Here is a 13737-nt window from a genome sequence, read left to right as displayed (position 1 = left end):
AATAATTCATTGCCAGTGTCTCACTTACGACCGCTTTACTGGTAGGTAAGTAGATAAGTAGATAAGTAGATAAGTAGGTAAGTAGGTAAGTAGGTTACCGACTAAGGCTTTGGCCTGCTAATCGGCAACAATGTCTACGATGTCGAACGTTGAGTCTTGTTGGTTGTTTTTAAACTGATGATATTCGAGCTGATATTGCTCATAACCATCAAAATAGCAGTCGCCGATTTCATTGCGTGGGCAAATTTGTACATCGTCTCTTGCGACCAGTTCAGTTGAACAAGATGGGCAGTGTTTCATAGATCCTCCTGATGGAATCCCAGTGTATAACCGGCCCCATTAACTCAAACTTTTGTTTCGTTGTGATTTCATTTTTAAGTCACGCAACGGGTTTATTTGTCATAAACCAGCCCTTTGCTATTGCGGTTAATCACTAACAAAGGGCCAGTTGTATACGACGTTTATTGATGGCAAACTGGCTTTTTAAGCCTTTTTTATTGGATGCTACATATATTGAAGCGAGAGCGACTGCCACCTCCAAGCATTCTTACATTGTCTTTTCTTCCTAGCGATTTCCAGGCAGTGCTTTCTTCTGCGCTGAGGTTTGATGGCTGGTAATCCAAGTTAGCGTATCGCGATACCACTACTTGTTTTTGCATGTTTTCTGAAAGATTGTCGATAATATTGGTTGTTACTTTGCCGTCGGAGTAGGCCATCACTAACACTTCGTCATTGTCTTCCAGTGCCGAGGTTAGGGCTGTTTGGTTGCCTTCGTTGTACTGAACATCTCGATAACCTTGTGTCTCGCCTGTTCTTTGGCCGGAAATTGCTCGATACAGCAGGTTCTTTTTCCGTTTCTTTAGCGAGCCCAGTGGCGTTTCATTCGCGGCACTGTATAGGTTGACCACTTTAATGTCGTTCTGAGCTGCGTATTTTAAAATGGAACTTTGGTTACTAAGGCCTCTTCGTGTAAGCGCTGGCGAGTTTTGCAGGCTTTGAGAAAGACGCTGTTCGGTAGCGTCAACGATAACAATCGCTGGCTTGTTCCCTTCACTTAATGACTTTTGGAGTGCTTGTTTAACTTCTATATGAGCTTGCTTTCCTTCTACGGTATCCCATTTAGGGGCATGCTGAGGTGTTGCAGATGGTCTAGTTTCAAGGGCATAGGGTTGATAGTCGTAGTGCTCTTTTGGCCAATAAGTATTGCGCTTCGTTTTTCCTAGATCATCAGCCAAATGAAACTCGCTCACTACTTTTTCATTTTTTAAATACGCCTTAGCCTTTTCTTGTCCCAGTGCTTTCCAATGGAAATACATCTCTTCGCGAAGGGTGATCATTGATTGTCTGGCACTACTGATTTCCGTTACAGGATCTCGCCCATTTTCAGCATTGTTGTAGTGTGTAATTCCTGTCGTTTGGTACTCATAATTCGGAATGACATATTCTGTGATTTGGTTGGTGTCGGGATGTCGATGAGACAAAGGTGTACTGCCTTGTGGAACAGCGCCAGAAGCAAAGTCTCGAGCGTGGATGAGCTCATGTCCTAAAGCGACAGTTTGATCAAATGGTGTGTTCTTTCCTGGAATGTTAACCATTTCTGTGGTGGAGAAGAGTATTGTATTCGATACACCTTTACCATTGAATTGTCGTTGCCATGCCAGTGAAGCTTTTTGTTGATCTTCGAATATCGAAGGTACTGTCTCGAATAGTCGGCCTGGGCCTTCAGGCTCCCTGATCACAGTGACAACAGTGGCCTTTGATTGATCGACTCCAACCGTATGTTCAACTAACGGTTCAACAGCATCATCGGGTGCATTTACTGGTTCGTAGGTCGCGATTTGTCGCAAAATCTCACGCCCTGTTGGCGATAGTTGCAGGTTGCGAATTAACACGCTCATGTCTGCAAGGTAGGCGTCACTCTTGGTTTGCACGTATAGATTTCTGGACATGCGATAGAGGTTTCCATAAGCCGTGGAATTGTATCCTTCGATGACTTTTACGCCGTCTGGATCATCATAAAAGAGTCCAAATTCAGAACCTTTTCCAGCAAATGCACCGCTTGAATTAATGATCAGCAACAAGACCAAGAAGATTCGTGTAATGTTATGTTTCATAGACTTATTCCTCTAGTGCCAATTGGATTTCAATCCAATCTTCTAGCTCTCTAAGCAGCAGATGGTTGATGTGTGGAAGCATAGTAAAGTCATCCTCCTTTACGATGACTCCTAGTTGTGTAACTGCCGTTTGAATATCCCCTTGGCTTAACGTGCTCTTGATATCGGCAAGTTGTGACCAAAGCTGGTGGGTAGAGATCTCCCCAATTTGAAACGCAATGGTGTCTTGATGGTCTTGTGATAGGTAGCTCAGATGAAGAGGTGATAGCGTGCTGTTGAACAGTTGATGTTTACTGTTGGTTGATATATTTGATTCTGACTGTTGATGCTGTGCGATTTGAAGATAGAGAGAAAGATCGCCCAATAAATACTGAAGTTGGTTGGCATTTGTCGCTTTCATCGCCTTTTCCGTTATGCTGTCAATGGCGCTTTGAAAGTTTCGCTCAAAGTGAGCGCCAGGTTGCGACATCACGTTATCGAGTATGTCTGCCATTTGAGGGGCATAAAACCTAAGGTTTGCTGCAGAGTATACGCTTGGGTAGGGTACTGAGTAATTGAGAGAGCGTATGTAAGAAAGGGTAATAGCTATCTTGAATTGAGGCTGAATAAAGTGTTTAAAAATTTCATATTGTTTGATTTGATCTAATACCCCACCACTTGGTCGTTCTGTTAGCAGCAACTCGTACCAACGGCTAATCTGATACCAACTGTTGCGATTATTGGGGTCAGAGCTGTCAACTCCTTTGCTCTCTAGGTAATCATTGAAAGACGTTTGGTAGGGGAGAGCCTCCTGGTTTGCTAACTTGGACAGGAGCTCTTCAAATAGTTTGTTCGACGACTGGCCTGATATGTAGGCGTTAGCAGTGTTGATTAAGTGAGTTTTAAATAAGCCAGCTGGCCAACCATCAATAACTCTTGATGCAATATACTGTTCGACATTAAGTTCAACCTTTCTTAGCAACACTTCTGATAACTCTGGGTCCTTTTTAGGGTGGTAAGTATCGTATAATGCACCAGAGTCTTTACACGCATCGACAGAGGCTTTAATGCCTCCTGGTACAATGGCAGGAACTCCCCAACATTCTCTGGCTGGGCGTATCAGTAAGGTAGCAGTTTTAAGTTGCTCTTCACTGAGATAATCAAGTCCCCAAACTTCGTTTGCATACTCTCTCAGTCCACTTTGCCTGACTTGAAATTCCAATGTACTTCGGTTGATTTTGCTGTGTGTTATGATCGATGCGACGTGAGGTTTTGACCTTTCTATTAGCCTTTTAACTATGTTCATTCTGTGCGTGGATAGTCGGCGTAAAGCGATTTCAACGAGCTCTCTTTTCTTGCTATGTAATTTTAAAGCGAGCGCGTGGTAGTCATCTTCGTTTAGGTTATTAACTAAATTGCCAATACGTGAGGGCCCTTCAGTGCGAATACAGCGTTCTAGTTCTGTTAAAGAGGAGTGAACGTTGTGGCATATAGGTTGGTGCAGATTTGATTCAGGCGATACATGCGCGATAGATTTCAACATTTCTAAATCAATGCGTGCCATTTGCTTAGAAAGTTGCCTATCGTATGCAGCGGTCAGTCGGCGATATTCTGTGTTAGCTTCAAGAAGTAAGTGGTCGACATACATTTTGGCACTCTGTAATACGTGATTGTCGTATTTGTTAAGTAGAGTAATTGCGTCCTCTTTTTTGTGATGGAAGCGATAAAACTCTGACGAGTGGTCACTAAACACGTAATGTGATTGGCTTTCAAACTCTTCAATTTTTTCTTTCGCTGCGAAGTACTTAATATCATTCGACAATAGGTTTAACTCGTCACCAACGAGAGGAATGATGGAAAAAACAGAAGCGGCTTCATCAAGACGGGTAGAGGATTCCTTAGAGAATGTACTTACCATGTTGTCTAGCCAAAAGCCCACAGCGACCGCATCTCCAACTGGCCCTAAAACTTCCAACGTAGAAGAGCCCGCTTTACCGAGGCGACTGAATAGACTTTGTTCGCTTAGTGGACTTTCAAAAGTTTGAGGGACGCTCGCTAGTGCTTGTTCTGTTTGTGGCCAAGCTGCCGAAAAAGAGTTCGTATGAGCATCTTGCTCGAGTTCGCCTAGTGCAATCCCAAACTGTGGCTCTGAATAAACTTCGTTCCGAGCCCATGACGTTATACGATTCTGGTTAATCGCATCTAATGATTGAGTATCTTGGACGTCGTCACTAAGACAAAATGCGACAGATATGGGGCTATATATAATCGCAGCGAACCGCCATAACGTGTTTTTGTTTTTCATAGTATTTCTTTTTGGATAGTTAGCTGTATCTATCGAGATAGCTTCTCACCAACTGGTACGAGCCTTGTTTGGTTTCTGAGATTCAAGATAGGTTTGGTTGTGTTGATAGAGGTATTACAAAAAAAGCTCACCACCAGAGTGATGAGCTTAGGTAAGGGGGGAGATATGAGTTTGTTTACTGCTGTAAAGGGTTTATCACAAGCTGAGCATCTTCATACCCAAGTCGAGCAAGAGTCGCAGGGTTAAAATCAGTAACCACTTTAATATCACCCGCGTAGTAGGTTGTGTGGTTAGTTAATACCTCTATGACATCAAATGAATTAGCAGCGTGCTCAGCGCCGATATCTATCATTCCAGAATATTGTGACTCCGCACTAAACTGGCCTGAAACATAGGTGTAGAAAGGACGCACACTGGCACCTGCGGCGTACTGCATGCTATTCAAGCCATTGGTGTTGATTGCCCAACTCCAATCCCACCATTTCATCTCTCCAGGAATATAGCGGTGATCCCACTGGTAACGGATATTGGCTTGATCTTCGCTGGTGGCTCCCATGGTGAAGGTGTGTGAGACAGTAGGGCGGTTGGTTGGGTGTGAGCTTAGCGCGTTGCCGCTATAACGAAGGAAACCTGTAAAGTTCACGTCGTAACTCATGTTTGTCTTGATACGGTATGGGTAAGAGATGGTAGAGCGTAAGAACTCGACTTGAAAAGGCAGCACGGAATGAGCAGGGACGGTAATGATGGCTTGTAGATCCGTCGGCTCAAAATGAGCGCCACTATTGGTATCAGAGAAACGTTGGCCTTCTTCTAGCGCGACTCTTACCTCTGTTTTGCCAACTTGTGGCCAGTGAAAGGTTTCATCAATGACGACTGAATCAGCAAGGTCGAAGCGCTGTGTTTTACGCCATTGTGTGGATTGCTGAAAATGAAGGTCAACGATGATTTGTTTAGGCTGATCTCCATCATTGATCGCATAAGCCGAGACGGTTTCAATCAGCTCTTGGTCGGTCTCTGTGATAGAGCCGTGTAAAAACGATGTGTTATCGAGCGTGTAAGCGAAGTTATCTACAGTGATGCTTGCCTTCTCATTACAGCGATCACCGGCACAGCTTCCATCGTTATTGCCTTTAATCTCCCAACCATTGTTAAGCGGTTTAATCGCCATATCTTGACCCACATAACGCGCGCTATCGCCTCCAACCCAAGCGTAACCCAGGTTATGGGCTAAGTAACTCAGTGGTCTGATAAAGTTCGTGTTGTCGCTGACTAAAGCGTTTTGAACATCAAGGTTGTTGTTCGTTTCAATGGCTTGCGCTTCGTAGTATGGCAGGCCTGCGTCTGGGGTGTTGGGGTAGCACCAAGTATTGTCGCTTGGTTGCCCATGTTTGATGAGCCCGTGGTAGCCAGACCCCATGATCACCCAGTCATTTTGAAGGCCAATAATGTCCCATACATTCATGCGAGATAGTAGGGAGGTTTTGTGTTCTTGAGCTTCTGTATTGCTGAGCGGACGATAATCGGAACGGCAGATATCTTCACCGAGGTTATCCAACACGACTTGGTCTGAATAGATTTTGGCATTAACAGAATAAGACGTTAATGATGTGGCAGCGATAAAGAGCGCAGTTTTACTGACGTTGAACATTAATGAGTTCCTAATTGCCATTGTTTGGCTTTTTTATTAGATATTATTTATATGTGTTATTTTGAAGCCGAGGGCTCCTAGCGGCGTGTACTCTGTCATATAAAACGATCGCAAAAATACTGAATTGAATTGAAAAGAAATTCTCTTTAATTTCAGGCTCATTTAATGATTAAAGTATCATTTGATAAAGATTTTTCTCTTTATTCTCTGTCTTTTTTATTGAGCGGTGCGTACTCAGGTACGGGATACCTTTTGAGGTGTGTGTAAAGCTTTCGATGAAATGATGAAAGGTGGCGAGTTCAACAAACAGGTTGATACTGATTGTTTTGCATAGTTGGTAAAGAACATAGACAAAACAGATACAAAAATGCAGCGATAACCCAAGGGTTATCGCTGCATTTTCATTTATAGTGATTTGACTACCTTACTTAGAGCAGCCCTCGGTAATCGGCAAGTGTCTTATTACGCATCACCTGGCTTTTCGCGTTTGCTGTTCCAGCCCATAAAGTTGTAGATGTTGTAACGAGCAAATCCTATCTGTTCATGCATAGCAAAATCTGTGACCGCAAAGTTGTACCACAATGGCAGCCATGAAATTTGAGCCGCCATATAATCGGCTCTCACTGGAACAACATTCAAGCCGAAGTGGTTGAAGTAGAGCTCGCTGCGACGAATATGTAGGCCAGATGAAACCAGTACAATGTTGTCGAATTTATGATGCTTCATTAGGTCACTAGTAAGCTGTGCATTCTTCCAAGTGTTGACGCTATTTGGCTCTTGAATGATGTCACCCATCGGAACGCCAAGTCTCAGCAATTGTTGTTGATAAACTTCTGCTTCGGTGACACCGTTGTTTTGTGCATCGCCACCACTGATGATCACTTTGCAAGTGGCTTGCGTTTCCGAACAATCTTTATATTGGCTGGCTGTTTCGCTGATTCGGCCATAAGAGAAAAAGGCAGGCTCGAACTCTTGTCTGCTTTTAATTAGCTGCGTGCCTGCACCCAGAAGAACAATCGAATTATTATCCGACCATTGGATCTCAGGCTTACTTTCGTAATTTGCTTGCAGGTCATCTAATAAATAACGAGGGATAAAACCTGAACCAATCAACACAAATGACGATATAAGAACAAGAGATAAAAAAGTGGAAGTTGCTCGCCATTGAAGTAAGCGTGTTATGAAAACGAAGAGTAGAAGAAGTAAAAGTATAATAAAGCTCATGAGGATCCTGTTATCGAACTGGTGCCAAAATGATGTGACATACTGAAGCGGTGCATGATATATCAGTTATGTTAATCGTTCATAGCTAACTCATTGTTTTATTGAACAAATGCACGATTTTTTCTATTAAACACAATTATCAATGAGATCATTCTAAAAATCGCTTGTTTATTGTTCGACAACACCTTTCTAAATATTGGCATATAAATTAATAGGGTTATTTAAATCTAATTCACTCCATATAAAAACGGTAATAATAAAAAACCGATGCACATGCATCGGTTTTTTTGTTGGTCGAGCTGTTTGATTCAGAATTAAGCGTTCGCTTGTTCCAGATCTTGTTGCTTGTCTTTCTTACCCAATAGGCGACTTGTGATAGTACCGGCTGTCATTGCACCAGATACGTTAAGCGCTGTACGTGCCATATCGATAAGTGGCTCGATAGAGATAAGCAGTGCTGCGATAGTTACAGGAAGCCCCATCGCTGGCAGTACGATAAGCGCCGCGAATGTTGCACCGCCACCCACACCAGCAATACCGAAAGAGCTCACTGTGATAATAGCAATCAGAGACAGAATGAAGTTGATGTCCATTGGGTCAATACCAACCGTAGGTGCAACCATAACTGCAAGCATTGCAGGGTAGATACCCGCACAACCGTTTTGACCAATCGTTGCACCGAAAGAGGCAGACAGGTTAGCAATCGCTGGTGGTACGTTAAGCTTAGTGATTTGAGCTTCAACGTTCAGTGGAATCGTTGCTGCAGAACTACGAGACGTGAAAGCGAACGTCAGTACTGGCCAGATCTTTTGGAAGTACTCTTTCGGGTTCACACCAACAAAAGAAACCAACACACCGTGTACAACGAACATCAGTAGAATCGCTACGTAAGACGCTACGATGAAACCTAGTAGGCTTAAGATGTCAGAAGCGCTTGATGTTGCCACTACTTTCGCCATTAACGCTGCGATGCCATATGGTGTTAGTGCCATGATCATCTTAACTAAGCGCATCACGATAGATTGAGCCGCTTCAACGAAGGTACGGATTGGAGATTCTAGTTCTTCTTTCTCTGCCATCACTTTACGAGCAGCGATACCCGTTAGCACACCAAAGATAACCACTGCGATAATAGACGTAGAGCGAGCGCCCGTTAGGTCTGCAAATGGGTTAGTCGGAATAAAGCTAATCAGCATCTGCGGAATTGTTAGGTCTGAAACGCTGCCAATGCGGCTTTCTAGTGTTGCGATACGTGCTGTTTCGCGAGCGCCTTCTGTTAAGCCTTCCGCAGATAAGCCGAATGCTTGCGTAACAACAATACCAACAATCGCAGAGATTGCTGTGGTTGCTAGCAGGACAGAAATGGTGATGCCAGAAATCTTGCCCAGTGAACCGCCTTTCTCAAGCTTAACTACCGCCGCAATCATTGAAACTAGTACTAATGGCATGATGACCATTTTCAGTAAGCCAACGTAACCACGACCAACAATGTTTACCCAGTCTAGCGTTTCGTTAATAACAGGATTGCCTTCACCAAATAGCAGCTGAAGACCAAGGCCGAAAGCACTACCAAAAACTAAACCTAATAGAACTAAGCGCGATAACGTGTTTTCTTTTTTCTGCTGTCCGTAGAGAAAGAAGAGGATACCAGTGAATACCGCTAAGGCAGCGATAGCTGAAAATGACATTTGTTTTCCTTATGAATTTCTTTAAATCGATAGGGCGCTTAGATATATGGGCGCAAATACTGTTAGCTACAGTAGCGACCTGTAACAAAACGTAAAATAAGGAAAAGTAATTTAATAGAACGATTAGTAATATCCACTCAATAGGATGGGTGGATATTCAACATTGTGATGAATAGGTGAGCTTTTTAGCGATATTTTGCCAATAAATTGAGCATGTCACTTGACGAGTAAATTTCGATATTTTGGAAATTATTTTCGAATAATCGGAACAACATTGCTTTAGCTACGTCTTCCGACTGAATAGGGCGTAGGTTTTTGAACTTACCAAACATAAATGGAGACAGCAGAGGAAAGACACTTTGCAGGAGTTTTTCATCAGCTCTTGGTTCATCACGCTCACCAACCAGCGGTCCGGGGCGTGCGATGAAAAGTTGCTTGAAGCCAATACGTTTTAAGTTTTGCTCCATTTGCCCCTTGCAACGAAGGTAGTGCGAATAGGAATCTGGTGAAGCGCCATAGCTAGAAACGACCGCGACGCGTTGAACCCCAAGAAATTTCATCGACTGAGCGACTTGGCTAACCAGCTCCACATCGATTTTGCGCAGTGCTTCTTTTGATCCTGCCTTTTTCTTAGTCGTACCTAAGCAGATAACGCCAAGATTTGGCGTGGCTTGGCTATCGTCCCAACTGGTGACTTGCAGGTCGCTGTGAATAAGCGTGTGGAGCTTGTTGGAGTCAAACTGTGAATTTAGTGCTCTTCGAGATAGGGCATAGATATGCTCGACGGCAGGTTCGTCGGTGAGCAGTTTCATCACATGTTGGCCAATTAGCCCAGTAGCACCAGCCACTACGACCGATGTTTTGTCTCCAGAAATGCTCATCCTAACCCCTTACTCGCTTCACAAGTGCTTGTTTAATATAAACAGTGTTTGAATTTTAAGCGAATAAAAGTTTGATAAATGAGGGGCGAATGCTGAGTGGCTAATGACGTATTTAATATAGTAGGGATCTGAATCCGGTATTGGTTGAGTCTCAAACATAACAAAGCCCGCTGGGCGACGGGCTTTGTTACTTGCTTTGCTGCTTACTAGGTGAAGGACAGTGGGATTTTCCTTACCTTTTTGCTGGTTTTCTTATTTGATTTATTTGGCTTTCTTTTACTTGAGTTCGGAATCATTACACCTCCTAAATCGCTGTTCTGTTGAGTATTTCTATCGCTTGTGTTTCTTTGTGTAGCGTCAGTGTTGTGGGAATTCACTGTATGGGTACTTATCAATGGAGAGATTAACAAGTGTTTTAGATAAAGCATAAACGATGCCAAAATGTAAGTTATTGATAAATCTATTATCAGAATTGTTGGTGTTATAGGGTTCGTCAATTTGATTGTCAATTTGAGAAAAAACTAACGTGATCTGTCTAAATTAAGAACACTCTCTGCGGTTTCTAGTACTTAGCCATAGATACGACTCTTCTTAACACGTAAACTGAGTCGTAATTCACATAGACCAAGGACGTGCTATGAACTTCAAGCTTGATACTCTTGCTCCCACTCAGATTTATCACCTGATGACACAAACCGTTGTTCCTCGCCCTATTGCGTGGGCATTGACGGAATCTTCTGACCAAGAGTACAACCTAGCGCCTTTCTCTTATTTCACACCCGTTTCCAGCAATCCACCGCTACTGATGTTGTCGGTCGGGAAGAAGCCAACGGGCGAAATCAAAGATACCACTCGTAACGCCCTTGAAACGGGTAAGCTGGTGATCCATATCGCCTCTTCAAGTTCTGCAGAAATAATGACGGCAACAGCTGCCACTCTCGATCATGGTGATTCTGAAGTAACCGCGAATAATATTGAGCTGGTTGAATTTGAGGGCTTTTCTTTACCGAGAGTGAAAGAGTGCGCCGTGGCTTTTGGCTGCACATTGTATGAAGTTAAAGAAGTCGGTGAAGTACCGCAAAGCCTTATCTTTGCTCAAGTTGAACAGGTGTATATCTCTGAAGGTGTGATCGATAAAGAGAGCGATCGCTTGAAGATTGATGCACTAGCACTTGATCCTTTATCTCGACTGGGCGGCGGTGAATACGCGACGCTTTCTAATGTGTTCTCTGTAGCACGCCCTAAATAGCTTTCCTAACTAAACCGTACCCAGAATAAGCGTTTTTAAAACTATGTTAGATACCCAATACTCGCAGTACATCCAACACCGTATTGACCAAAAAACCAAGCCGCTCGGTGCGCTTGGCTTACTCGAAAAAGTCGCACATCAACTGGCATTGATTCAGAGCCAAGGCAAACAAGCTGCGGTTGAACACATTGAATTAAATAAGCCAAGTATCATCATTTTTGCTGGCGACCATGGCATAGCAGATGAAGGTGTGAGTATTGCTCCAAGTGCCGTCACACAACAGATGGTGTTGAACTTCTTAAGCGGTGGCGCGGCGATCAATTGCTTCTGTGCGGTGAATAACATCGATATCACAGTAGTCGACACGGGGATATTGTTGCCTGTGGAATCTGACAGTGACATGTTGATCTCTCAGCGTTTAGGTACGCGAACCAATAACTTTGCCAATGAAGCGGCAATGAGTTTAGAAACGGTGGAACGTGGGATTGGCCTAGGTAGCGAGCTTGTATCTAGAACCATTTCGAATGGCACTAATATCATCATGTTTGGTGAAATGGGCATCGGCAATACCAGCAGCGCGTCAGCGATTTTAAGTGTGTTAGCGAATCGCTCTGCAGATGAATGTGTTGGCCTCGGAACTGGCATCAACAATGAACAGCTTACACGTAAAGTGGCTGTGGTTGAGCAAGGTGTTGCGCGTTGCAAAGGTTTAGATGCGACTGAAGTTAAAGATATTAAAGAGGTACTAGCACAAGTCGGCGGTTATGAAATCGTTCAAATGGTCGGTGGTTTCCTTGGTGCTTACCAAAACAGAACACCAGTATTAGTCGATGGCTTTATCGTGTCGGTTGCGGCGTATGTCGCGACCTTAATTGAACCGAACTGCCGTGACTATATGATTTTTGCACATCGCTCTGAAGAGTCAGGGCACAAAATTCTGTTAGAGCTACTAGACGCTGAGCCGTTGCTTGATCTTGGGTTGAGATTGGGCGAGGGCACTGGTGCAGCTTTGGCGATGCCAATTATTCGTGCGGCGGCCGAGTTCTATAACAACATGGCGAGCTTCGAAAGCGCTGGAGTCACGGTTTAATGAGTGATACTCCAGAAGGATCGTTGAAAGATCGAGTCACTTATCAATGGGAGCTGTTTGCGCTGGCGATGGGTTTCTTTTCTCGATTGCCAATGCCAAAGAACACGCCTTATTCAACAGAGCGAATGAATCGTTCTGGTCGCTACTTTTCAACGGTTGGTTTGTTACTTGGTCTGTTGTGTGGCGGTGTGTTCTTGCTGCTTAATACAGTATTACCGAGTTCGATTGCCATCTTCTTGATGATGAGTTTCAGCTTAATGCTCACTGGCGCTTTCCATGAAGACGGCTTGACTGACATGGCGGATGGCATCGGTGGCGGTATGACACTTGAACGCCGCTTGACCATCATGAAAGACAGCCGAATTGGTACATATGGTGCGTCTGCGCTGATCATGGCATTGCTTGGTAAGTGGGTTCTGCTGCATGAACTCGTCAGCTCGACTGGGTTGTTTATGGTCATCGTGACGAGCTACACCTTTAGCCGAGCGATCGCAGCATCGCTGATTTACGACATGCCTTATGTCAGTGATTTGGACACGAGCAAGAGTAAGCCATTGGCCAACAAGCAAACTAAAGGTGAACTTGTCTTTTTATTGTTTGTGGGCGTACTACCTAGCCTGTGGTTTGGTCTTGAATTCGCTATGGTTTTATCGGTCGTCGCCTATCTGTTCAGAGCAGGTTTCAAAAAGTGGTTAACGGCTCGAATAGGTGGCTTTACTGGCGACTGTTTGGGGGCAGCACAGCAATTGATGGAGTTATTGATTTACCTGGTATTCATTACTGCATTTTACAATGGCTTTCTATAACGGTTTCCTATGACAAACACGAATCAAATTAGTCAAACAAGACAGCGAAACAGCTATCTGGTATTGGGCGGGGCTCGTTCAGGTAAGTCGAGTTTTGCAGAGCAACAAGCATTATGTGCGTTTGAAGCATGTTCAAATGGACGCCTCAATTATATTGCGACAGCGACGTATCTTGATGACGAAATGCGAGAACGAATCTCGCACCATCAACAACGTCGTGGAGAACAGTGGATCGAGCATGAAGTACCCGTTGAGTTAGCCGAAAAACTGCAGTCTTTTGAGAAAGAAGATGTGGTGTTGATTGACTGCCTAACATTGTGGTTGAACAACATCATCTTTGAACTCGGCGAAGATGCAACCAATGAACAGGTTGAAGCCGTGGTTGAAGTATTGGTCAAAAGCGTCGAGCACAGTCCGGCGCAAATTATCATGGTCTCTAACGAAGTCGGCTTAGGTGTCGTGCCGCTGGGTAAAGTGTCGCGCTTGTTTGTAGACAATGCGGGACGCATGAACCAATCACTAGCTCGCGTTGTTGAACGAGTCACTCTGGTCGCAGCAGGGTTACCACTGAGCTTAAAACCATCCAATCACTTGCTTGATACTCAAGCCTAGGTCACGCACATGGTCAATGGAACAACCAAAAACATCTATCTGCTAAGACATGGCAAAGTCGAAGGAAAAGCTGCACTGAATGGTGTATCTGATGTATTGGTGAGCCCTGAGCTTCAAGAACAGATATGTCAGGCGCTTGCT

The 13737-nt window shown here is 44.0% G+C and carries 11 protein-coding genes and 1 pseudogene; 5 read left to right on the top strand and 7 right to left on the bottom strand.

What is annotated here, in order from left to right; translation table 11 throughout:
- Nucleotides 1–117: 117 nt before the first annotated feature.
- From CWO27_RS19415 to CWO27_RS19385, 7 genes are all read right to left on the bottom strand, one after another.
- On the bottom strand, nt 118–300 hold the full coding sequence (locus tag CWO27_RS19415; RefSeq protein WP_102433221.1) for a hypothetical protein: 183 nt from the start codon (nt 298–300) through the stop codon (nt 118–120).
- A gap of 194 nt (nt 301–494) precedes the next feature.
- Nucleotides 495–2114 carry a M91 family zinc metallopeptidase gene (locus tag CWO27_RS19410; RefSeq protein ID WP_107899396.1) on the bottom strand — a complete coding sequence of 540 codons (1620 nt, stop codon included), beginning with the start codon at nt 2112–2114 and terminating at the stop codon, nt 495–497.
- Nucleotides 2115–2118: 4 nt separating this feature from the next.
- Entirely contained in the window at nt 2119–4398 is a 2280-nt protein-coding gene (locus CWO27_RS19405; protein ID WP_107899395.1) for a hypothetical protein, read from the bottom strand.
- 175 nt (nt 4399–4573) lie between these two features.
- The gene (locus CWO27_RS19400; RefSeq protein ID WP_102480592.1) at nt 4574–6046 is read right to left on the bottom strand and encodes an aerolysin family beta-barrel pore-forming toxin; all 1473 of its coding nucleotides are present in this window, start codon (nt 6044–6046) and stop codon (nt 4574–4576) included.
- A gap of 462 nt (nt 6047–6508) precedes the next feature.
- Nucleotides 6509–7270 (bottom strand): YdcF family protein, encoded by a 762-nt coding sequence (locus CWO27_RS19395; RefSeq protein ID WP_107899394.1) that lies wholly within the window; start codon nt 7268–7270, stop codon nt 6509–6511.
- Between the two features lie 314 nt (nt 7271–7584).
- Complete coding sequence (locus CWO27_RS19390) at nt 7585–8958, bottom strand: L-cystine transporter (RefSeq protein ID WP_048611859.1); 1374 nt, start codon at nt 8956–8958, stop codon at nt 7585–7587.
- Nucleotides 8959–9143: 185 nt separating this feature from the next.
- Nucleotides 9144–9839: an NAD-dependent epimerase/dehydratase family protein gene (locus CWO27_RS19385; protein WP_107899393.1), complete on the bottom strand. Its 696-nt coding sequence runs from the start codon at nt 9837–9839 to the stop codon at nt 9144–9146.
- A 637-nt stretch (nt 9840–10476) separates the two neighbouring features.
- Between CWO27_RS19385 and CWO27_RS19380 the strand changes: the two genes are divergently transcribed.
- The 5 genes and pseudogenes from CWO27_RS19380 to CWO27_RS19360 form a co-directional block, all read left to right on the top strand.
- Nucleotides 10477–11088 carry a flavin reductase family protein gene (locus tag CWO27_RS19380; protein WP_102433227.1) on the top strand — a complete coding sequence of 204 codons (612 nt, stop codon included), beginning with the start codon at nt 10477–10479 and terminating at the stop codon, nt 11086–11088.
- A 43-nt stretch (nt 11089–11131) separates the two neighbouring features.
- Nucleotides 11132–12178: a nicotinate-nucleotide--dimethylbenzimidazole phosphoribosyltransferase gene (gene cobT, locus CWO27_RS19375; RefSeq protein ID WP_107899392.1), complete on the top strand. Its 1047-nt coding sequence runs from the start codon at nt 11132–11134 to the stop codon at nt 12176–12178.
- Nucleotides 12178–12984: an adenosylcobinamide-GDP ribazoletransferase gene (locus CWO27_RS19370; RefSeq protein ID WP_107899391.1), complete on the top strand. Its 807-nt coding sequence runs from the start codon at nt 12178–12180 to the stop codon at nt 12982–12984. Before cobT ends, CWO27_RS19370 begins: the two co-directional genes overlap by 1 nt.
- 9 nt (nt 12985–12993) lie before the next feature.
- Complete coding sequence (cobU, locus tag CWO27_RS19365) at nt 12994–13596, top strand: bifunctional adenosylcobinamide kinase/adenosylcobinamide-phosphate guanylyltransferase (RefSeq protein WP_102433230.1); 603 nt, start codon at nt 12994–12996, stop codon at nt 13594–13596.
- 9 nt (nt 13597–13605) lie between these two features.
- Nucleotides 13606–13737: pseudogene (locus tag CWO27_RS19360) on the top strand (alpha-ribazole phosphatase); the annotation flags it as partial.

Origin of the sequence: Vibrio sp. 10N.286.51.C3, assembly GCF_003050065.1 — a bacterium.
GTDB classification, from domain to species: domain Bacteria; phylum Pseudomonadota; class Gammaproteobacteria; order Enterobacterales; family Vibrionaceae; genus Vibrio; species Vibrio crassostreae.
The sequence above is the reverse complement of the archived record's forward strand: the minus strand, read 5'-3'. Positions and strand labels throughout refer to the sequence as shown.